16 protein-coding genes are annotated in these 20,220 nt (G+C 67.5%); 10 read left to right on the top strand and 6 right to left on the bottom strand.

What is annotated here, in order from left to right:
* Window positions 1–11: 11 nt before the first annotated feature.
* Together B4M62_RS01160 and B4M62_RS01155 are read right to left on the bottom strand one after the other, a co-directional pair.
* Complete coding sequence (locus tag B4M62_RS01160; RefSeq protein WP_290703921.1) at window positions 12–1,010, bottom strand: Dyp-type peroxidase; 999 nt, start codon at window positions 1,008–1,010, stop codon at window positions 12–14.
* A gap of 36 nt (window positions 1,011–1,046) precedes the next feature.
* Window positions 1,047–2,720, bottom strand: a complete 1,674-nt coding sequence (locus B4M62_RS01155) for an FAD-binding dehydrogenase (RefSeq protein ID WP_290703918.1) — start codon at window positions 2,718–2,720, stop codon at window positions 1,047–1,049.
* Between the two features lie 5 nt (window positions 2,721–2,725).
* Between B4M62_RS01155 and B4M62_RS01150 the strand changes: the two genes are divergently transcribed.
* Window positions 2,726–3,610 (top strand): alpha/beta hydrolase, encoded by an 885-nt coding sequence (locus B4M62_RS01150; protein WP_290703915.1) that lies wholly within the window; start codon window positions 2,726–2,728, stop codon window positions 3,608–3,610.
* A gap of 103 nt (window positions 3,611–3,713) precedes the next feature.
* On the opposite strand, the gene B4M62_RS01145 is transcribed toward B4M62_RS01150, so the two are convergent.
* Complete coding sequence (locus tag B4M62_RS01145; RefSeq protein WP_290703912.1) at window positions 3,714–4,556, bottom strand: 3-hydroxybutyryl-CoA dehydrogenase; 843 nt, start codon at window positions 4,554–4,556, stop codon at window positions 3,714–3,716.
* Window positions 4,557–4,944: 388 nt separating this feature from the next.
* Here B4M62_RS01145 and B4M62_RS01140 point away from each other — a divergent pair, with 388 nt between their 5' ends.
* A complete protein-coding gene (locus B4M62_RS01140; RefSeq protein ID WP_290703909.1) occupies window positions 4,945–5,958 on the top strand; it encodes an alpha/beta hydrolase in 1,014 nt (337 codons plus the stop codon).
* A gap of 460 nt (window positions 5,959–6,418) precedes the next feature.
* On the opposite strand, the gene B4M62_RS01135 is transcribed toward B4M62_RS01140, so the two are convergent.
* Window positions 6,419–7,834 carry a DUF3068 domain-containing protein gene (locus B4M62_RS01135; protein ID WP_290703907.1) on the bottom strand — a complete coding sequence of 472 codons (1,416 nt, stop codon included), beginning with the start codon at window positions 7,832–7,834 and terminating at the stop codon, window positions 6,419–6,421.
* Window positions 7,835–7,872: 38 nt separating this feature from the next.
* Window positions 7,873–9,276, bottom strand: coding sequence for an ABC1 kinase family protein (locus tag B4M62_RS01130; protein WP_290703904.1), 1,404 nt, complete (start codon window positions 9,274–9,276; stop codon window positions 7,873–7,875).
* A 61-nt stretch (window positions 9,277–9,337) separates the two neighbouring features.
* On the opposite strand from B4M62_RS01130, the gene B4M62_RS01125 reads away from it, so the two are divergent.
* The 4 genes from B4M62_RS01125 (at window position 9,338) to B4M62_RS01110 (ending at window position 12,961) form a co-directional block, all read left to right on the top strand.
* Entirely contained in the window at window positions 9,338–10,135 is a 798-nt protein-coding gene (locus tag B4M62_RS01125) for an alpha/beta fold hydrolase (protein ID WP_290703901.1), read from the top strand.
* Between the two features lie 76 nt (window positions 10,136–10,211).
* Window positions 10,212–11,828 carry an L-aspartate oxidase gene (gene nadB, locus B4M62_RS01120; RefSeq protein WP_290703898.1) on the top strand — a complete coding sequence of 539 codons (1,617 nt, stop codon included), beginning with the start codon at window positions 10,212–10,214 and terminating at the stop codon, window positions 11,826–11,828.
* 73 nt (window positions 11,829–11,901) lie between these two features.
* Window positions 11,902–12,570, top strand: a complete 669-nt coding sequence (locus B4M62_RS01115) for a hypothetical protein (protein ID WP_290703896.1) — start codon at window positions 11,902–11,904, stop codon at window positions 12,568–12,570.
* A gap of 49 nt (window positions 12,571–12,619) precedes the next feature.
* Window positions 12,620–12,961 carry a metal-sensitive transcriptional regulator gene (locus B4M62_RS01110; protein WP_290703893.1) on the top strand — a complete coding sequence of 114 codons (342 nt, stop codon included), beginning with the start codon at window positions 12,620–12,622 and terminating at the stop codon, window positions 12,959–12,961.
* A gap of 13 nt (window positions 12,962–12,974) precedes the next feature.
* On the opposite strand, the gene B4M62_RS01105 is transcribed toward B4M62_RS01110, so the two are convergent.
* Entirely contained in the window at window positions 12,975–14,171 is a 1,197-nt protein-coding gene (locus B4M62_RS01105) for an alkane 1-monooxygenase (protein WP_290703890.1), read from the bottom strand.
* Window positions 14,172–14,464: 293 nt separating this feature from the next.
* Here B4M62_RS01105 and B4M62_RS01100 point away from each other — a divergent pair, with 293 nt between their 5' ends.
* The 4 genes from B4M62_RS01100 to B4M62_RS01085 form a co-directional block, all read left to right on the top strand.
* Window positions 14,465–16,051: a GMC oxidoreductase gene (locus B4M62_RS01100; protein ID WP_290704138.1), complete on the top strand. Its 1,587-nt coding sequence runs from the start codon at window positions 14,465–14,467 to the stop codon at window positions 16,049–16,051.
* 52 nt (window positions 16,052–16,103) lie between these two features.
* Window positions 16,104–17,588 carry an FAD-binding protein gene (locus tag B4M62_RS01095; RefSeq protein WP_290703887.1) on the top strand — a complete coding sequence of 495 codons (1,485 nt, stop codon included), beginning with the start codon at window positions 16,104–16,106 and terminating at the stop codon, window positions 17,586–17,588.
* Window positions 17,589–17,627: 39 nt separating this feature from the next.
* Window positions 17,628–19,112: a hypothetical protein gene (locus B4M62_RS01090; RefSeq protein WP_290703884.1), complete on the top strand. Its 1,485-nt coding sequence runs from the start codon at window positions 17,628–17,630 to the stop codon at window positions 19,110–19,112.
* Window positions 19,113–19,365: 253 nt separating this feature from the next.
* Window positions 19,366–20,220, top strand: an 855-nt coding sequence (locus B4M62_RS01085; protein ID WP_290703881.1) for a Re/Si-specific NAD(P)(+) transhydrogenase subunit alpha, incomplete at its 3' end; no start/stop codon positions are given.

Below are 20,220 nucleotides of genomic sequence, written 5' to 3'. Positions count from 1 at the left end.
TGGGTGGTGGGTTAGCGCAACGATCCGATGTGCAGCGATCCATCGGTGGTGGTCGGCGGTTCGGGTGCCGCCGCCCCGGCGGTACCCGGGGCCAACGGGGGATCGTCGAGGAAGTCGCCCGGTGGCGCGAAATACTGACTACCGGTCACGGCCGTGGTGAAGTCGAGCAGGCGGTCGGTGTTGCCCGGCGGGTCACCGAGGAACATGTTCGCCAGCATCCGTTCGGTGGTTCTCGGTGACGCCGAGTAGGCGATGAAGAAGGTGCCGCGCTCGCCGTCGGCGCGACCGTACGGCATGTTGTCGCGCAGAATGGAGAGCTCGTCGCCGTCATCGTCGGTGATGACGTTGAGCGCGATGTGCGAGTTCGACGGCTTGGTCTCGTCGTCCATCTCGATGTTGTCCGCCTTGGTGCGCCCGATCGCCGCTTCCTGCTCCTCGGTGGTCAGGGACGTCCACTCGGGCAGGTCGTGAACGTAGCGCTGCACGGCGACGTAGCTGCCGCCCTGCAATGATGGATCGTCATCGGCGACGGTGATCGCGTCGATCGCCGCTTGGCCGACGGGGTTCTCGGTGCCGTCGACGAAGCCGATGAGATCGCGCAGATCGAAGTAGCGAAAGCCGTGCACCTCGTCGACGACGGTCGCGTTGGCGCCGAAGTCGTCGACGACCTTGGTGGCCGCCTCGTAGCAGAGCCCGGCGGAATCGGATTTGAGGTGAATGAGCAGGTCGCCGGGCGTCGACGGCGCGGTGTGCGGGCCGTCGAGTTCGATGAACGGGTGCAGCAGCGCCGGTCGCGGGCCGCGAAACAGGCGGTCCCAGGCGCCGGATCCGATGCCGAGGATGCCGACCAGGTTCGCCTCGGGGGCCCGCGACGACACCGATCGCACGGTGCCGGAGAATCCGGCGACGACCTCGCGCACCTGCTCGATATCGGCGTCGTCGGCAAGTGTCAGGACGAGGAAGAACGCATGCGGGTGCTTGCGGGTGATGATGAGCTGCGAACTGGCCATGATTCCTCCAGGTTAGTGAATCGAAGGCCGCCCTGCTCAGTCGTTGCGCGCGCCCGCCCGGCCGGCATTGCGGCCGGAGAAGATGCATCCACCCAGGAAGGTCCCCTCCAGCGCGTTGTAGCCGTGCACGCCGCCGCCGCCGAAACCGGCGACCTCGCCCGCGGCGTACAACCCGTCGACGGGCTTGCCGTCGGGGCCGACCACCTGCGAATCCAGGTTCGTCTGGATCCCGCCGAGCGTCTTGCGGGTCAGGATGTTCAGGCGCACCGCGATCATCGGTCCGTGGTTGGGGTCGGTGAGTTTGTGCGGCTTGGCGACGCGAACGATCTTGTCGCCCAGGTACTGGCGCGCGTTGGTGATCGCCATCATCTGGGCGTCTTTGGAGAACTTGTTGTCGATCTGCGAATCGCGGGCGGACACCACCCGCTCGACCTGCGTCAGGTCCAGCTTCGGCCCCCGGCTGATCGCATTCATCTTCGCGACCAGGTCGGCGAGGTTGTCCGCGGTCACGAAGTCCTCACCGTGTTCGAGGAACTTCTTGATCGGTTCGGGCGCCCCCTTGGCCAGCCGGCTCTTCGCGGTGACCTTCAGGTTCTTCTCGGTGATGTCGGGGTTCTGCTCGGAGCCCGACAACGCGAACTCCTTTTCGATGATGGACTGCGTCAGGATGAACCACGAGTAGTCGTGGCCGGTGGCGAGGATTGCTTTCATCGTCGAATTCGTATCGAAGCCGGGGAAGTTCGGCGGGTCCAGCCGCTCGCCGTTGGCGTCGAGCCACAGCGAAGACGGTCCGGGGATGATTCGGATCGCGTGGTCGGGCCAGATCGGATCCCAGTCGTGGATGCCCTCGGTGTAGTGCCACATGCGATCCCGGTTGACCAGGTTCGCCCCGGCCTGCTCGGCGATGCCCAGCATCCGGCCGTCGACGTAGGCGGGCACGCCGGCGATCATGTGCTCGGGTACCGGGCCGAGCCGGTCGACGGGCCAGTTCGCGCGAACCAACTCGTGGTTGTGGCCGATGCCGCCGCTGGTGACAATGACCTTGGGGGCGTGGAACTCGAAGTCTCCCACCACTTCTCGTGACGTTGCGATACCGCGCTCGGCAGTCGTGGGTGCCAGCATCGCGCCGCGCACGCCGACGACCGCACCGTCGTCGACGATCAGTTCGTCGACGCGGTGGCGGAACGCGAACTGCACCAGGCCGCGCTGCTCGGCGCCGATCACCGGCTCGGCGAAGACGCGCACGACCTCCGGGCCGGTCCCCCAGGTCAGGTGGAAGCGCGGAACCGAGTTGCCGTGTCCGTCGGCGAAGCCGCCGCCGCGTTCGGCCCAGCCGACGATCGGGGTGATCCGCAGTCCCAGGCGGTGCAGGTAGTCGCGCTTCTCGGTGGCGGCAAAACGAACATAGGCGCGCGCCCACTGGCGGCCCCAGTAGTCCTCGTCGTCGCGATCGAACCCGGCCGAGCCCATCCAGTCGGCGAGGGCGAGCTCCTCGGAGTCGTGGATACCGAGGCGGCGCTGCTCGGGCGTATCGACCATGAACAATCCGCCAAGCGACCAGAACGCCTGCCCGCCAAGGTTGTTCCGATTCTCCTGATCGACGACGAGGACCTTCTTACCCGCCTTCGACAACTCGTAGGTGGCGACGAGACCGGCCAGGCCGGACCCGACGACGATGGCGTCGGCGGCAAAATCCTTCTGCGAACCCATAACCGATGAGCGTAGTGGATGTGCGGTGCCGGGAACCGGGCGTCGGGCATGCTGGGGAGATGCGCCGGGTGGTGACCAGTGAATCGCTGTGGTGGAGCGCGAGCCTGGCAGTGTTCCTGCTAGCGGCGGCCGTATTCGTGCTGCACGTGACTCCCACACCGGGGGCGTTGCTGACCCGGCGGGTCTTCGATGACGGAGCGTCGGCCAGGCGCGCCCGAAATGCCCAGTTCGCGGACCCGAATGTGTGGATCAGGCGCGATATCTCCTATCTGCGGACGGGATCGCCGTTGGTCGGCGCGGCGGCGCGAGACACGCTGTTCGACATCTATCGGGCCAACTCGGCCGACGGGCCTGCGCCCACCATCGTGTGGATTCACGGTGGCGGCTGGGTGTCCGGGGACAAGGCCGATCCGGCGCACTATTTGAGCCGTTTGGCGGGCGCTGGATTCACCGTCGTCTCCCTCAACTACTCGCTCGCGCCCCAGCGCCACTACCCGCTGGCGATTCGCCAGCTCAACGAGGCGATGAGTCACCCGAGCGGTATGGCGACCCGCATCCTTGGTTGGGGCGTCAACAACACTCTGTGGGCCTACTCGGGTTCGCGCGCGGTGCCGTCACCCGCGCTGGACCAGATGTCGACGATCCGCCACCTCACCCCGGGGTTCCCGCCGACGTGGATCGGCGCGGGCAATGCCGATCCGCTGACCGCTACGCAGAGCATTCCGCTTGCCGCGGCGCTGCGCGAGCAGGGCGTCGCTGTCTCGACACTCATCTTCGACACGTCGACGCCCGAGCAACTCGGCCATGAGTTTCAATTCGAACTCGGAACGCCGGCGGGTCAGCGGGCATTGGCGTCGTCCATCGAGTTCGCGCACCGGGTGACGCGGTAGGCGGGTGCCCCCTGGGCGGCCAGGAGGTGCCCACTGGGTGGGTTGGGGGTGCCCACTCGGCGGCCCCAGGGGGTGCCCACTCGGCGGGTGCGGGCGGGGCGGCTCAGTACTGGTAGAAGCCTCGGCCGCTCTTGCGGCCGAGGTAGCCCGCGTCGACCATCCGGCGCAGGAGTACCGGCGGAGCGTAGTGGGGTTCGCTGAACTCGGCGTAGAGCGACTCGGCAACCGCCAGACAGATATCCAGGCCCACGGTGTCGCACAGCCGCAGCGGCCCCATCGGATAACCGCAGCCGGCGACCATGCCGTCATCGATGTCCTCGGCGCTGGCGAACCCGGTCTCATACATACGGATCGAGCCCAGCAGGTAGGGGATCAGTAGCGCGTTGACGATGAAACCGGCGGCGTCCTTCGACTCGATGGTCTTCTTGCCGAGGGTGTCGCGGGCATAGGCGGTGACTTTGTCGACGACGGCCCGGTCGGCCTTGAGGGTCGTCACGATCTCGACCAGCGACATGATCGGTACCGGGTTGAAGAAATGCATGCCGAGGACCCGCTCGGGGTGCTTTGTGGCGTTGGCCAGTCGGATGACCGGGATCGACGAGGTGTTGGTCGCCAGGATCGCGTCGGGGGAGACGATCTCGTCGAGCTTGGTGAAGTACTCGACCTTGAGCGCCTCGATCTCGGGCATTGCCTCGATGACCAGCTCGGCGTCGGCGAAAGTCGAGAGGTCGGAGGTGATCGTGATCCGCCCCAGCGTGGCCTTGGCGTCGTCGTCGGACAGCCGGCGGGCCTTCACCGCGCGCGCCAGGCTCTTTTCGATGCGTTGCTGGGCGCCCGCAATGGCCTCGTCCCGTTCGACGATCCGCACGCTCGACCCGGCGCGGGCCACGACCTCGGCGATCCCGGCCCCCATCGTGCCGCCACCGATCACTCCGACGTTTTTCATATCCGCTGCTCCTGACGGTGTTACACCCGGACGGTTCCCGGACGTGGTTCGACGTAGATCCAACCGCACGGAGCGCCCGCCACCGATGCCAGGTCTCCAACCTGGGGTCGGTGGTGCTCGAGTCGACTCTCGTGAAGTGTGTGCCTACATTGTGACAAATCCGATGTCTTGCGCATATGTGCACGTCATACGGTTGGCGAATGCATTGTGTACGCCGGGTTTGCCGGTCTTCCCCGCGGGACCTTTTGCTCGGTCGTTATCGAGCCGTTACACTCGTGGGCGACCGGAATCCCATCAGTGTCGATGTGGCGTCCAGACAATTCCAGAAGACGAAGCAGCCCGGCCTACCCACAGGTACGCAGGCTGTCCAATCAAAGGACTACAACGAATGTTGACTCGATCCCGTACGCGGCTCATCGCCGGTGCCATGACGCTGATGGTTGGCGCGGGCCTGGCTACGGCCGTCTCGGCTCCATCTGCCGAGGCTCGGGCGGCCACCGATCGCGTGTACTCGCCCGCCATGCACCGGTCGATCCCGGTCTACGTCGTGCCGGCCAACCGGCCGAACGCCCCGACCATCTACCTGCTGGACGGCCTTCGCGCCCCCGCCAACAACACCGGCTGGTTGATCAACACCGATGTTGCGAGCTTCATGCGCGGCAAGGGCGTCAACCTGGTGCTGCCGTTCGGCGGTGCGGGCAGCTTCTACACCAACTGGGAGCAGCGCGACCCCAAGCTTGGGCTCAACCGCTGGGAGACCTTCCTGACCAAGGAACTCCCGCGATACATGAAGACCAAGTATCAGTCGGACAATCGGCGCAACGCCATCGGCGGGCTGTCGATGTCGGGCACCTCGGCATTGAACCTCGCCTCGCGGCACCCCGAGTTCTACAAGTCGGTTGCGTCCTACAGTGGCTATCCCACCGTGACGATGCCGGGCTTCACCCAGGGCATCCAGGCGTCGGTCGCCGAGGTCGGCGGTAACCCGTCCAACATGTGGGGCACATTCCCCGCTGGCGAGTGGTTCGCGAACGATCCCTTCCTCTCCGCCGGAAACCTGGCCGGCAAGTGGGTGTACGTGTCTTCGGGCACTGGGTTGACGAGCAAGTACGACACGGCGATCAATCCGGGCAGCCCGAATTTCGACCCGATACGCTTCGTTCAGATGGTCCCGCTCGAAGCCGCCGCGTCCATCAGCAGCCAGATGTACATCACCCGGCTCAGGACTGTCGGAGTGCGACTGACCACCCACATCTCGCCCGACGGCGGACACTGGTGGGACTACTGGCAGCGCCGCTTCAAGGAGTCGTGGTACTCGACCTACCGCCCGTCGTTCTTCGCCCCCAACAGCACCCCGGTGACGGGCCCTGCGAGCAGTATGGGCAGCATGGGCAGCAGCTAGTCCCAACAACATGATCGGCCGACGGGGCCACCGGCAACTGCCGGTGGCCCCGTCGTCGTTTTGGCGTCGTCGTTCTAGCGCCCGGAATCCTGGTGGGGCCCGTGTTCGCGCATGGCTCGCACCGGACGTCGTCAGGCAGCGGGGTGCTCGTGACGTTGTCCGGCATACTCGGATGCCCAGGTTGCCTACGAGGGTTTGCGCTGGGCATCGCTCCCGTTCGCACACCCCGATGGAATCTCCTCGTCGGCGCTGGAGGCCTGACAGCGTCCCCTCGTCGTCAGCCGTCATCGCGATTGCGGCGAGCACGGAGGCGCGTCCGGGATGCCCAATCAGGCCGCGTCGCGCGACCCTGGCAGGCCGTATTGCGCGACGACATGGCGTGACGGCGCTTGAGGAAGCCGTGGTGGCTAGCGGACTACCAGCACTTGGCCTGCGGTCCTACCGGAGGTGGCCTGCGGTCCTACCGGAGGTCGTCGCGCTGGTCCGGGTCGGCGATGTAGCGCCCCTGCTCGTTGTAGTGCCAGTGCTGATCACCCGGCGCCGCCCCGGGATCGGTGGCTGCCTCGGATGCCGGCGGGAACGTCGGCTCAAGAGTGGTCGGCGCGGCTGGGTCCCCCTCGCGCCAAGGCGAGTCGTAGCCCCAACCGGACTCGATGGGCTGGGCCATGGGCTCGGCGAGGGTGACATTGTGAGCCTCGGCGGCCGCGGCGTCATCGCCGGTGGGTTTGGGCTCGTCGTCACCGGTGCGACGGGCAAGGAACAGGCCGCCCGCCCACATGAGCAGAAACACGATCCCGGCCCCGCCGAGGATCAGCGGAAGCACCGTTTGACCGAACCGAAGTTCCTTCATGTAGTGCGACGCGCGGGTCGTCTGCGCATTGACCGTCTCCTCGCTCCACTGGAACGTGGCTTTCAGGGACGGCATTTCGAATTCGCGAACCGGGGCGGGTGTTTCTTCGCTCTGATCCGGGAATTTGAAGTACTGGTACTGGTCTTCCCGGCCGTCGACGATGGTGCCCGTCTGTGGCTCGACCCACACGTGCCGGGTCGACCGCGCATATCGGTGCATCGTGAGCGTCTCGGTCGGCTTCACGCCTTTGCCCTTGATGCCCCACCACTGGGCCGGCATCGACACCATCGTCCCCAGTGCGGCCTCGCCCTGCGGTGTCTCCAAGTCGGCCAGGTCGGTCTCGGGCACCTCGGTCACGAACTGGTAGACCTTCACGCCGTTGAGGACCTTTTCGTCGACGAAGCGCGCGCGGGTGTCCTGCCGGGTGTTCAGGTCGTAGTAGAGGTATTCGCGCTTCTTCACATCGAAGCCGAACTTGTACTGGAAGCCCTGCCGCTTGGCTTCCACGGACACGGACTTCGGGTCGGTGCCTGCCGGTGCGGCCTCGGTCTGGATGGAGTTGACCGCACCGTTGGGCACCGACGTCTTGCGATTCACCGATACCCGGTCGATGCTCGCGGTCAGCAGCGCATCAGTGCATTGGCGCGGCTCGCCGGCCTTGGCCATCGTCGGTTCGACTTCCTTGCCGTCGGCCTCACGAATTCGGTCGATTCGCACCGTCTGGGCGGACTGGATGGTGGCCTGACGCCGGTCCGACGGTTCGATGACCATCGAGCGGCGCTGTTGGGTCAGGTGGGCGTCGAAGGTGCGGGCGTGCTTCGCGCGCAGGGAGCAGCGGTCGAAGAGCGTTGCCGGGAACCGGTTGCCCGCCTGGTTGTCGGGTGACACGGTCGTGGCGACTGACGTGATGTCCAAGTCGAGCGGGACCACGCGCAGCTGCGGAACAAGGAACAGCTTCGTTCCGATGGCCGCGGTCAGACAGGCAAAGCCGAGGAAGGCGAGCGCGCTCAGGACGATGCGTTTCATGGCGACCACCTTATCGGCAACCCTGCCCGGAGTAGGCCTCAGCTGCCAGTGTTGCCCGCGCGTCGGTCTCGTTCGGCCTCTTTCATGATCGACGACATGTATCCGAAGACCTCCGGGTCAGCCATGGCCGTCCACCGCGGGGCGAGCAATTTGATGTACTTCTCGACGTAGAGCAACTGCTTGCCGACGAGGATTAGCTCACGCGGCAACCGGGCATCGTGGGCTTTGGCTACGGCGGCCATCTGGCGCCCGAGGTCGGTATAGGACATCTCGCCGAACTCGATACTGGTCAACGGCGTCGCCACCTGCTTGATGTCGGCGGCGCCCCGGGCCGTCGACCCGGGCTTGTGGACCGCACCGAGCAGGAAGATCGCACGTCCCGCCGATTCGTAGTCTTTGCGGACGATGAGGTCGACGACGAGTTGGCGCAGGATGCGGCGGGTGCGCGGTGTGAATCGGCCGACGATACCGAAGTCGAGGAGTACCAGCTTGCCGTCGGCGTCGACCTGTACGTTGCCGGCGTGCAGGTCGCCGTGGAAGAGACCACCGTGAAAGGCCGACTCCAGCAGGGACAGGAACAGGGTCCGGCACAGTGCGACACCGTCGTGGCCGGCCGAGGCGACGGCCGCGGCGTCGTCGATCCGGGTCGCGTAGATGCGTTCCATTGTGAGGACGCGGGGGGTGGTGAACTCGTCGTACACCGTGGGCACCCGTACCTGGCTGCCAAATTTGCTGGGTTGCAGGCACTGATACCACTCCCGCATCGCGGCTGCCTCGTTGCGGAAGTCGAGTTCCTCGTCGAGGCCGTTGGCGAAGTCCTCGACGATGTGGCGGGCCGAAAGCATGCGGCCGTACTCACTGAGCTCGACCAGCCCGGCTGCCCGTTCGAGAATGGCGACGTCGGGGGCGAGGCGACTGGCGATGCCCGGCCGCTGGATCTTGACGACGACCTCCCGGCCGTCGTGCAGCGTTGCGGTGTGCACTTGGGCGATCGAGGCCGACGCGATGGGGTTTGCGTCGAAGGTGGCAAACACCTCGTTCGGACTGACCCCGAACTCGTCGATGAAGAGTTCGGTGATGGCCTTCGGATCGGCTGGGGCGACCCGGTCGAGGAGCGATTCGAATTCGGCGGAGAGTTCTTCGGTGAAGACGCCGGGGCTCGATGCGATGAGCTGACCGAGCTTGACGTAGGTGGGGCCGAGTTGCTCGAAAGTGGTGCGGACCTCACGCGCGATGCCGCGCTTGGTCGGGGGCCGCAGTTGTACCGCATCGGTGGCGGTGTGGAGCAGGAACCGGCCGACGCCGGTGGCGCCGACGAGCCCGGCGGCGGCGGTGCGCCGCAGTTCGTGCAGCCCTGAGACCGGCGGCAGCGCGGCGCGCCGCTTGCCGGCCGTGCCCGCTGCCGTCCCGCTCCGGCCGGCGTCGTCTTTTCGAGTGCCCATCGGAGGTCATTCTACGAGGCGAGGCCCATGAATCCCAGTGCCGAGCCGTAGGCTGCGCCCCATGACACCGGCATTTCAGTATGCGCAAGTGCGCGGAGCCCGATTGGCCTACACCTCTACGGGAGTGGGTTCGCCCGTGCTCTGGGCACATGGGATGACTTCGGCGGCCTACACCCAGGAGCGTGCCGGGCAGTTCGACTGGCGGCCGGTTTCGGGGCGCCACCGGCTGTTGCGCTATGACGCGCGGGGGCATGGTCGTTCGACCGGCGGCGCCGACCCGGTCGAATACACGTGGCCGGAGTTGGCGCAGGATCTACTGGGCCTGCTCGATGTCGTGGAACCGCCGATCGGGCCGGCGCGGGTTGACGCGATCGGCTCGTCGATGGGGACCGCGACGATTCTGTGCGCGGCCGTCGCCGACCCGCAGCGCTTTCGGCGGCTGGTGCTCACCACGCCGCCGACGTGCTGGGAGACCCGCGCGGCCGCGAATGGTGTGCGGTTGGCCTCGGCGCAACTGGTGGAGGACGAGGGGGTGGCCGCGCTGGCGGCGCTGAGCATTGATGCGCCCGGTTCGCCGGCATTGGTGAATGCTCGCCGCTTCATCACGCCGATCCGGGTTCGGGCGGCTTACCTGCCTGCAGTGTTCCGGGGTTCGGCGCAGTCGGACTTTCCGTCTCGAGCGGAGGTGGCGCGTCTCGACCTGCCTGTTTTGGTGCTGAGTTGGACGGGTGACGGAACCCACCCGGTGTCCTCGGGTGAGGCCTTGGCGCAGGTCTTGCCGAATGCCGAACTCGTCGTCGCGGACGACCCGGCGGCGCTCGCCGAGTGGGGCGAGCGGGCCGCCGACTTCCTCCGCTGAGCTGCTGGCGGCGCCGGCCGTGGGTGGCCAGGCGTAAGGTTTTCGATTGATAGTCGAAAACTCGGAGGAGTCGGCCATGAACCGTGCTGATCTCGTCGTAGTCGGGGCCGGCGTCGCCGGTCTGACGGCGGCGTTGCGGGCCGCGCGTGCGGGGCTGAAGGTCATTGTGCTCAACAAGGGCAGCGGGGCGGAGGCCGGCGACGTCGAGCGCTCGACGGCCACGTTCTACGCGCAGGGCGGAATCGCCGTCGTGCTCCCCGACAATCCCGAGGATTCGGTTGCGTTGCACGTCGCCGACACCATGACCGCTGGAGCCGGGCTGGTGGCCGTCGGGCCGACCGAGGCGATCGTCGGCGCCGGCTGGACCGCGGTATCGGCCCTCCTCGCCGACGGAGCGGTATTCGACCGAGATGCCGGTGGGCGATTGCTGCGCACCCGGGAAGGCGGGCACAGCGTACGGCGGATCATTCATGCCGGCGGCGATGCGACCGGAGCCCAGGTGCAGCGCAGCCTCGAACGGGCCACGGTCGAGGCGATCGCAGCAAGTAACGATCTCGAATGTCTCAACAACGCCACGGCGACCGCGATCATGATGGGCGGGGGATCGGTGGCGGGGGTGGCATATCTCATCGAGGTGGGCGGATCCTGTCGGCGCGGCGTCATCAACGCACCGACGGTCCTCCTGGCGACCGGGGGAGCCGGGCATCTCTACTCTGCGACCACCAATCCGGCCGGGGCCACCGGGGACGGCATCGCGCTCGCCCTGCGGGCCGGTGCCGCGGTCGCCGACCTCGAGTTCATCCAGTTTCATCCCACGATGCTGTATGTCGCCGGGGCGCGCGGCCGCCGCTCGCTTGTCAGCGAGGCATTGCGCGGTGAGGGTGCCCGGCTCGTCGCCGCCGATGGCACGGCGGTAATGGCGGGCATTCACCCGATGGGCGATCTGGCTCCGCGTGACGTCGTGGCCCGGGCGGTTGCGGCTGCTATCGAGCGAACGGGTGCTGACTGCGTGTACCTGGACATCAGCGGGATGCCCGACTTCGAAGGCCGCTTCCCGACGGTGTCCGCAGGTATTGCCGCGGCCGGTGTGGAGGTCACCGCCGGCCAGATCCCAGTGGTTCCCGGCGCCCACTATCTGTGCGGCGGGATCGTCACCGACGAGTCGGGCCGGACCACGGTGCCCGGGCTGCTGGCCGCGGGCGAGGCGGCCCGCACGGGCTTGCACGGCGCCAACCGATTGGCGTCGAACAGTCTCTTGGAGGGGCTTGTGATGGGCGCACGGGCGGCCGATGAGGCGATCGGTCGCCGCGGTGTCCCGTCGGTAGCGGACGTCGCACCGATCATCCCGCAGGCGCAGCGGGTCCTGCCCCGGTGCATGTTGCAGGAGTTGATGAGCCACCACGTCGGGCTGCACCGGACCGCCGCCGGCCTCCGGAGGGTGGCGGCCGCACTCCGCGAGGCGCCCGTCGTGCCCCTGCGCACGCGGACCGACCAGGAGGATGCGGCGCTGACCCTGGTGGCAGCGGGCGTGTGCGCGGCCGCGCTGGCCCGGACCGAGTCGCGCGGCGCGCACAGTCGTGCCGACCACCCCGAAGCGGACGACGATCAGGCGCGTTCGGCGACCTTCGTTCTCTCGCCGGCCGGCGAACCGGTACCGGCGGCGGCCTTTGCGGGTCCGGGTCTCGCCCTGTAGTCGTTCACGCCGTATCCTCGGAGAGTTCCCCGAGGCGTGAGCTGACCGATCCTCGGGCTGAAAGGTGACGGAAATGACAGGTGCGTGCTGGTCGACGGCCATTTGCACGGAGTCCGAGCGCCACGCCCTCGGCTTGGCGACCGACGGCGAGTGGCTGCTGACCTGCCGCCTTTCCGATGGTCACCTGGGTGAGCACGCCACCGATGCGAGCGTGCACCCGCGGCGTGACCGGCGGACCTGGCTCATCTGGAACAACCGGGCCATTCACCGTCTACTCGATCGGGAGCCCTGCCCGATGAACAACCGTGCGGGCTCGCCGTGTCTGCTGTTCGCCACGCACGGCGGCATGCACTACTACGGTGCGCCCGTCCAATCCGGGCACTCCCCGGTACCTTCGGGGTCAATCGATTCGCCCGATGTGCGGATGCCCGGTGCGCGCGTCGAGGCTGCGCGCAACGGGGTCGAGTCGTCGGCCGCGACGCTCAAAGTCGCGGTCGCGGGCATGCGCACATTCGGCTCCGGGCCGCTCGACGTCGACGTCGACGTCGCCGCGGAGCGGCCGGCCGGCGGCAATCCCCGGCCGAGGCCCATCGGTGATTCCGGGCCGAGGCCCGTCGGTGAGGCGATCGCCGCGCGGTCCGGCTCGGACGCCGAAGCCGATGACGAGGTCGCAGCTGCCCTCGTGGAACTGGCGACGGCCATCGGAAGGCTGGCCGAGGCGGTTCGCCGGCGCGCAGAGTGAGCTCGACGGATACCATCGGGGGGTATCACTACTGAGACTGGAGCTGCCGATGTCCGAGCAGGCCGACCACATCGCTGTCGAGTCTGATTGCCAGCACGGCGACGACAGCCACCGGCACGGCTATATCGGCGCCAAGGATGACTATTTGAAACGCCTGCGCCGCATCGAAGGGCAGGCGCGCGGCCTGCAGCGGATGGTCGACGAAGACGCCTACTGCATCGATATCCTCACCCAGGTCTCGGCGATGACCAAGGCCTTGCACGCTGTCAGTCTCGGCCTGCTGAACGACCATATGACCCACTGCGTGCTCGCTGCGGCGGGCGAAGGCGACGATGCCGCGCGAGTCAAGATCGACGAGGCCATGGCAGCGATCGCGCGCCTGGCGAGATGACCGTGACCGGCGATCACCCGGCCTGCGCCGAGCGGACTCCTTCGCCGAGGTCAGCGCTCGCCGGGGTGCCGAACCGGGTGAGGATCTTCGTCCGGCGCCGAGGTGAGATGTTGGCTCGGGTGACGTCTCCGTCGTAGAACTTCACGAGCCGGGGACCCATGACGTGCATCCAGAGCGGTGACATGGCCAAGAGCATCATCGAGGCGTATCCAGCCGGGAGCTTTGGCGCCTCATCGAGGGTGCGCAGGGTTTGGTATCGCCGGCCCGGGTGCGCGTGGTGGTCACTGTGGCGCTGCAACTGGAACATCAGCAGGTTGCTCACGCGCTGGTCGCTGTTCCAGCTGTGCTCGGGCCGGATCGCCTCGTATCGGCCGTCGTCGCGCGTCGCGCGGCGCAGCCCGTAGTGCTCGATATAGTTCACGGTTTCGAGGATGAAAATTGCAACCGCGGCCTGCAGAAACAGGTAGGGGAGGATTCCGATGCCGAACAGAGCGGTGACGGCGCCGAACAGTGCGACCGTCATCGTCCAAGCCTGCAGGATCTCATTGCGCCACGAGATAACCCGGTGGCCGCGACGGCGCAGCCGGGTAGCCTCCAAGCACCATCCTGAGGCCAGGCTAAAGATGATGCTGCGCGGAATGAACTCGTACAGCCGCTCGCCCAGCCGTGAACTGGCCGGGTCCTCGGGCGTCGCGACGCGGGCGTGGTGCCCGCGGTTGTGCTCGACGACGAAGTGGCCGTAGGCGCTCTGCGTGAGAGCAAGCTTGGCCAGCCATCTTTCGAGCCTATCGCTGCGGTGGCCGAGCTCATGGGCGGCGTTGATCCCCAACCCGCTGAACAGGCCGATGGTCATCGCCAGACCGACCTTGTCGACGATGCTGAGTGCGCCGTCGCCCCACAAATATGCGGCGATGACGAAGGCGATGAAGTTCAGGGGCAGGAACAGGAAGGTGCACCAGCGGTAGAACTTGTCGTTGGACAACTGGCGGTAGGCCCAGTCCGGCGGGTTGATACCGTCGACACCCGACGCCCAGTCCACGAGCGGAATGATGACGAAGAAAACGAGAACGCCGATCCACCAGAACGCCTTGATCTGGGTGAGGCTGACGAGCGTCGAGGTGAAGACCGCGCAGAGCGGCGCCCCGAGGCTGAGGAGCCACAGGTAGCGCCTAGGGTCCCGGTAGACCGGGGTGGCGGGGGCCGTCGTCATGCGCCCTCCTTCTCGTCGTGCGAAAGACGTTGCTGTCGGGTCACCGTTGCGGGCCCGGTCGGCACAACCAACGAGTCTTCAGGTCGGCCGACGCTGGCATCACGCTTCCATTGGGCGACGTCGCCCGGCGGATGCCTTTCAGATTCAGACTACTAAAGGTGTGATCGTGGGGCAATGTGACGAAGGGGACCGTGCGGGGCCGCACAGGGGTGCTGAGGTACTATAGGCGTTTGTTTGCCGACCGAGATTGAGCAAGGACCAGACTGGTGGATCGCCGAGAATTCCTGACCCTGATGGGGGTCGCGACCGCGGTCGGCGCGTCCGGTTCTGCCCTGCTGCCGGCGGCGCGCGCGCAGGCCGATCCGGGGTGGACCGCTGCGTTCAAGTCGTGGGTCCCGGAGATCTTCCGGCCGCTGCCCGACCCGCCGGCGCACCAGAGTGCCCTCGTCATCGGCTCGGGATTCGGCGGGGCGGTCGCCGCGCAGCGCTTGGCCCAGGCCGGCATCCAGACGACAGTCCTCGAGCGTGGTTCGCAGTGGCCCAACGACCCGTTCCGGGAGATCTTCACCGGCGACGACCTGCCCGACGGTCGGGGGTTCTGGCACCGCACCAGTTTCACCGGCGTGACCCAGGTGCCGATGTCGTTCAGCTACTTCGGTGGTGTGCTCGACTGCACGTCCTATCCGAACATCGACGTGTGGCGGGCGGCGGCGGTCGGCGGCGGCTCGATCATTTTCACCGGCGCGATGCCGGTTCCGCCGCGCGAGCTATTTGACCAGGTGTTCCGCGGAACGGTCGACTACGGCGAGATGGTTTCGCGCTACTACCCCCGTGTACAGCGCCGGCTGCGCTTGAACGCCATGCCCCGGGACATCTACAACTCGGCACCGTTCGCCCATTCGCGGGAGTGGGACCGTCAGGCCCGCGCCGCCGGCTACCGCCCGACGCCGGTCGACTCGATCTTCAAGTGGTCGGTGCTGCGCGACGAGCTCGCCGGACGCAGCCGCCGGTCGGCGACCGCCGGGCGGAGCAACCTGGGCAACTCCAACGGTGCGAAGTTCGACCTGAATCAGAACTACCTGAGGGTGGCCCGGGCCACGGGCCGGGCGCGGGTCTACCCCGGGCACGAGGTGAGGTCCATCGGGCACGATGGCAAGCGCTACGTGGTTTCGGTGCAGAAGATCGCCCCGACGGGAGAGGTGTTGCGCCGCCGGACGCTGACCGCCGACCGGCTGGTCCTTGCGGCGGGTTCGGTGGGCACTTCCGAGCTGTTGGTGCGCGCCAAGGCGTCGGGATCGCTGCGCCGGCTCAACGGCCACGTGGGCCGCGGATGGGGCACGAACGGCGATGTGGCGCTCGCCCGCGGTGCGACCGGAATCCCCGCGACGGGGCAGGGCGCGCCCTGTGCGAGCCTCATCCGGACCACGGCGCACGGGATGCCAGTCGTATTGGAGAGCTGGTTCGTCCCCGGCCTTCCCGTCGAAACCGCGACTCTCGCCTCGTTGGGCATGGTCATGGATCCGACGCGCGGCCGGTTCCGGGCCGGCCCTGGCGGCCAGGTGACGCTGCACTGGCCGAGGAACGGAAACGACCGGGCGCGGGAAGCGGCGCACTCCGTTAACCACCTGATCGCCAAACGGGCCGAGTCGAACATGGAATACGACTTCATCGGACGCGCGGCGAGTGCGAGCTTCACCGCGCATCCCCTCGGCGGCGCGGTGCTCGGTGCGGTCACCGACGGCTACGGTCGGGTCCACGGATACGACGACCTGCTCGTCGTCGATGGCGCCGCAGTGCCGGGTAGCACCGCAACAGCCAACCCCGCGCTGACGATTGCGGCACTGGCCGAACGCGCGATGGACAACTACCTCGGGCGCTGAGCGCAACACCAACAACTAGAACACGTTCTAGTTGGTGCAGTACGCTGTCGGCATGAGTATCACCGAGGCCAAGGGCACCGCCCTGCCCGCCGTCGTCGACGCCGGCGCAGTCACCGAGTTCACCGACGACGTCGACGTGCTGGTCGTCGGCTTCGGCATCGCGGGCGGGTGCGCCGCCGTCGACGCCGCGCGCGCCGGCGCGAGGGTTCTCGTCCTCGAGCGGGGCGCGGACGCCGGCGGGACGACCCGCATGGCCGGCGGCCACTTCTACCTCGGCGGCGGCACCGCGGTGCAGCAGGCGACCGGGCACGAGGACTCCGCGCAGGAGATGGAGAAGTACCTCACCGCGGTGTCGCCGGACCCCGAACCGGCGAAGATCCACGCGTACTGCGTCGACAGCGTCGAACACTTCAACTGGCTCGAAGCCCTCGGGCTGAACTTCGAGCGCTCCTACTTCCCGGGTAAGGCCGTAATCCAGCCCAACACCGAGGGCTTGATGTTCACCGGCAACGAGAAGGTGTGGCCGTTCAAAGACATGGCCACACCAGCGCCACGCGGACACAAAGTGCCCAAACCCGGCGATACCGGCGGCGCATCGATGGTCATCGACCTCCTGCAGACCGAGTTGGAACGACTCGGGGTCGAGGTGCGGTACGAAACCGGCGCGCGCAACCTCGTCGTCGACGCGGACCGCGTCGTCGGGGTGCGGTGGAAGACCACCGACGGCGAGGGATACATCCGGGCCGGCTCGGTCATCATTGCCGCCGGCGGCTTCGTGATGAACCCCGAGATGGTTGCCGAGCACGTCCCGCAGATGGCCGAGAAGCCCTTCGTCCTCGGCAGTACGTACGACGACGGGCTGGGCATCAGGATGGGCGCATCGGTGGGGGCCGCTCTCAAACACATGGACTCCGCCTTCGTCACCGCCCCGGTCTACCCGCCGTCGATCCTGCTCACCGGGATCATCGTCAACAAGGACGGCAAGCGATTCGTCACCGAGGACAGCTATCACTCACGCACGTCGGGCTTCGTGATGGACCAGCCGGATTCAGCCGCCTTTCTCATCGTCGACGAGGCGCACCTGCAACGACCGGAGATGCCACTCGCGCCGTTCATCGACGGGTGGGAGACGGTCGAGGAGATGGAGCAGGATCTCGGCATCCCGGCCGGAAACCTAGTCGCGACGCTGAGTCGGTACAACGAATACGCCGCCAAGGGGGAGGATCCGGACTTCCACAAGGGCGTGGAGTTCCTCGCGGCGCAGGACACCGGTCCGTGGGCCGCGTTCGACATGTCGCTGGGCAAAGCGGTGTATGCCGGATTCACCATCGGCGGGATGGCGACCAGTGTCGACGGCGAGGTGCTTGACGTGGCCGGCGCGGCGATTCCCGGTCTCTACGCCGCCGGCGCCTGTGCCGCGAACCTCGCGCAGGACGGGAAAGGCTATGCGAGCGGCACCCAGCTCGGCGAAGGCTCTTACTTCGGCCGCCGTGCCGGGCGGCATGCTGCGGCGGCGCGGGCCGCGGTAAACGGTTAACAAACGGCGGCCGTCGGTTGGCGCGGCTACACTCCGCGTGTGGGAAAATGGATAGGCTACTGGGCGGCTATCGCGGCGACGACTGCCATGGTTCTCGCCGCGCCGGCCGCGGCTGCGGCGGCGCGGCCGGCATTCATCCCGGATATCGGTGATGCGACGATTCTGATGCTGCCCGGGACCGGCGATCGCGACGGGGCCGACCAGATCGCCCGGACCGCCGGGGTGGGCTGGTTCGGCGACGCCTCGGTGGCGAACGGCCGGATCATCGTCGTCGACTATCCGGCCGCGTTCGGGTTCCGCGCCCTTGGCCTCCTCGTCCCCGTCGTCGGCCAGGGCACTTACAACGACTCGGCCGCCGTCGGCGCGGCGAACCTGGTGGCCGAAGCCGATCGGCATGACGGCCGAATCGTCCTCAACGGGTTCTCGCAGAGCACGTCGCCAGTCATGAACGCCGCCTACCTGTTGCATCAGAAGAATCCCGGTCGCGATGGGCTCACCAGCGTCATCATCGGTGCCGACCCCCGCTTCCCGAAGACGGGAGCCGAGGTCGTGATGCCCAGCTTCATCCCCGGGCTCTACACCAACGGTGAGCGGAACACCGCTGACACCGGCGACATCGAAGTCACCTCGGTCTGCATTATCGGCGACACCACGTGTGGGATGGCCAACCCGCTGGCGCAGCCGGTCAGCTGGTTCTTCTACTTCCTGCCGGGCTTCTACGTCCACGGCAACATGTACGACAACGCCGACGATTTCACCGTCGTGAGTGCGGAAAAGCGCGGCCACACCACCTTCGTCGTCCTCGATGGTGGAAATCCGTGGGGCATGATGCTGCGCGATGTCGGGCTTCCGGTGCCCAACGAATTCGACGAACTGCTCAACTGGCTGGTCCCCCGCCAGATGCCCGGGCAGGCGAGCACCGTGTTCGGCCAGGAGGTGCCGACGCCGCGCGCGCTGCAGGTCTCGTTGTACCGGGCGCTCGGGGTGACCATGCCGGTCACCGATCCCGACGTCGTCGGTGTGCCCGGCAACAGCACGACCAGTGCCGACTCCGGGCGCAGTGCGCAGCCGGGCATCCGCGTCGCATCTGCGCCCGCACCAGCCGCGTCCGCACCAGCCGCGCCCGCGGTACCCGATGCCGTGTCCGCACCGCCGGCGCCCGCACCCGCCGCGCCTGTAGTACCCGCGGCACCCGACGCGGCGACCACGCCGCCGCAGGCTGATTCAACGGGGTCCCACCCGGCCAACACCACTCCGTGGAACCGGGCAGACACCGAGTCCACCCCTCCATGGGAGCACAGTGGAGCCAATGGCCGCACCCCGGCCGATCCCGATTCCACCCCGACGAACAGCGGAGCCGGTCCGGTACCGCCCTGGCAGCCTTCGCCGGTCGCCCCGGAAACCGCTGGCAGCGCGGCCGACCCCACCGCCGCACCATCTAACGGCGCAAATGGTGCGCCGAGCAGCCCGGGGCAAACGGAGCAAGGAACCCAAGCCGGTCCCGGCGCGCCCGATGCCGGCTGACCTCCGTAGAAGCCTGCGGTGCCCCACTGCATGCTAGAGCAAGCAGGCGTGCGTGTTATGTTCATCCCCAGTTTGTGACCCGCGCGGCAGTCGACTGACTCCGCGCAGCGTGTCGCTTGGCAACGAACGTCGATTGCGGTACAGCACCGCCGACGATCACCGCACGTGCCGGGCGACGCCTTTATGACAACGAAGTCAGCAAAGGAAGCAACATGAATGTCGGAGTCGTGTGCGATGCGCGAGAGGCAGTGACATGCTGATCGGCGTCCCCCGGGAATCGAAACCAGGCGAAACCCTCGTGGCGGCCACCGCGAAGACGGTGGCGCAGCTGCAGCAACTCGGCTACGACGTTGTCGTCGAAGCCGGCGGCGGCGAGCACGCGGAGCAACCCGATGCGGCCTTTACCGATGCTGGTGCGCGGATCGGATCTGCCGACGAGGTGTGGGCGGCCGACGTGGTCGTCAAGGTCAATGCTCCGACCGACAACGAGATCGCCACGATGCGTCGAGGCGCCGTCCTCATCTCGATGATGGCGCCGGCGCGCAACCCCGAGCTGGTTGAGAAGTTGCGGAACGCGGGCATCACCGCGCTCGCCATGGATGCGGTGCCGCGCATTTCGCGCGCCCAGTCGATGGACGTGTTGTCGTCAATGGCCAATGTCGCCGGCTACCGCGCCGTCGTCGAGGCTGCTCATGAGTTCGGCCGGATGTTCACCGGTCAGGTAACCGCGGCGGGCAAGATCCCGCCCGCGCGCGTCTTCGTCGTCGGCGCCGGCGTTGCCGGGCTCGCCGCGATCGGCGCCGCGTCCGCCATGGGTGCCATCGTGCGCGCCTTCGACGTGCGTCCCGAGGTCGCGGAGCAGGTCGAGTCGATGGGCGCCGAGTTCGTGCACGTCGACTTCGAGGCGGAGAAGTCCGCGGACGGCTACGCCAAGGAGATGACCGCCGAGCAGGAAGCGGCGACGGCCTCGATGTACGACGAGGAGGCGCGTGCCGCCGACATCGTCATCACCACGGCGCTGATCCCCGGTCGTCCCGCGCCAAAACTGGTCTCGGCGGCGATGGTCGCCTCGATGAAGCCGGGTTCGGTGCTGGTCGACGTGGCCATC

Source organism: Gordonia sp. UBA5067 (assembly GCF_002414845.1).
Taxonomy (GTDB): Bacteria; Actinomycetota; Actinomycetes; order Mycobacteriales; family Mycobacteriaceae; genus Gordonia; species Gordonia defluvii.
This window is presented reverse-complemented; position numbering and strand designations above follow the sequence as displayed.

Bases quoted from the DNA above. Each gene is read 5' to 3' on its own strand.
- B4M62_RS01160 (WP_290703921.1), bottom strand. From the start codon at position 1,010: ATGGCCAGTTCGCAGCTCATCATCACCCGCAAGCACCCGCATGCGTTC.
- B4M62_RS01155 (WP_290703918.1), bottom strand. From the start codon at position 2,720: ATGGGTTCGCAGAAGGATTTTGCCGCCGACGCCATCGTCGTCGGGTCC.
- B4M62_RS01150 (WP_290703915.1), top strand. From the start codon at position 2,726: ATGAGCGTAGTGGATGTGCGGTGCCGGGAACCGGGCGTCGGGCATGCT.
- B4M62_RS01145 (WP_290703912.1), bottom strand. From the start codon at position 4,556: ATGAAAAACGTCGGAGTGATCGGTGGCGGCACGATGGGGGCCGGGATC.
- B4M62_RS01140 (WP_290703909.1), top strand. From the start codon at position 4,945: ATGTTGACTCGATCCCGTACGCGGCTCATCGCCGGTGCCATGACGCTG.
- B4M62_RS01135 (WP_290703907.1), bottom strand. From the start codon at position 7,834: ATGAAACGCATCGTCCTGAGCGCGCTCGCCTTCCTCGGCTTTGCCTGT.
- B4M62_RS01130 (WP_290703904.1), bottom strand. From the start codon at position 9,276: ATGGGCACTCGAAAAGACGACGCCGGCCGGAGCGGGACGGCAGCGGGC.
- B4M62_RS01125 (WP_290703901.1), top strand. From the start codon at position 9,338: ATGACACCGGCATTTCAGTATGCGCAAGTGCGCGGAGCCCGATTGGCC.
- nadB (WP_290703898.1), top strand. From the start codon at position 10,212: ATGAACCGTGCTGATCTCGTCGTAGTCGGGGCCGGCGTCGCCGGTCTG.
- B4M62_RS01115 (WP_290703896.1), top strand. From the start codon at position 11,902: ATGACAGGTGCGTGCTGGTCGACGGCCATTTGCACGGAGTCCGAGCGC.
- B4M62_RS01110 (WP_290703893.1), top strand. From the start codon at position 12,620: ATGTCCGAGCAGGCCGACCACATCGCTGTCGAGTCTGATTGCCAGCAC.
- B4M62_RS01105 (WP_290703890.1), bottom strand. From the start codon at position 14,171: ATGACGACGGCCCCCGCCACCCCGGTCTACCGGGACCCTAGGCGCTAC.
- B4M62_RS01100 (WP_290704138.1), top strand. From the start codon at position 14,465: ATGGGGGTCGCGACCGCGGTCGGCGCGTCCGGTTCTGCCCTGCTGCCG.
- B4M62_RS01095 (WP_290703887.1), top strand. From the start codon at position 16,104: ATGAGTATCACCGAGGCCAAGGGCACCGCCCTGCCCGCCGTCGTCGAC.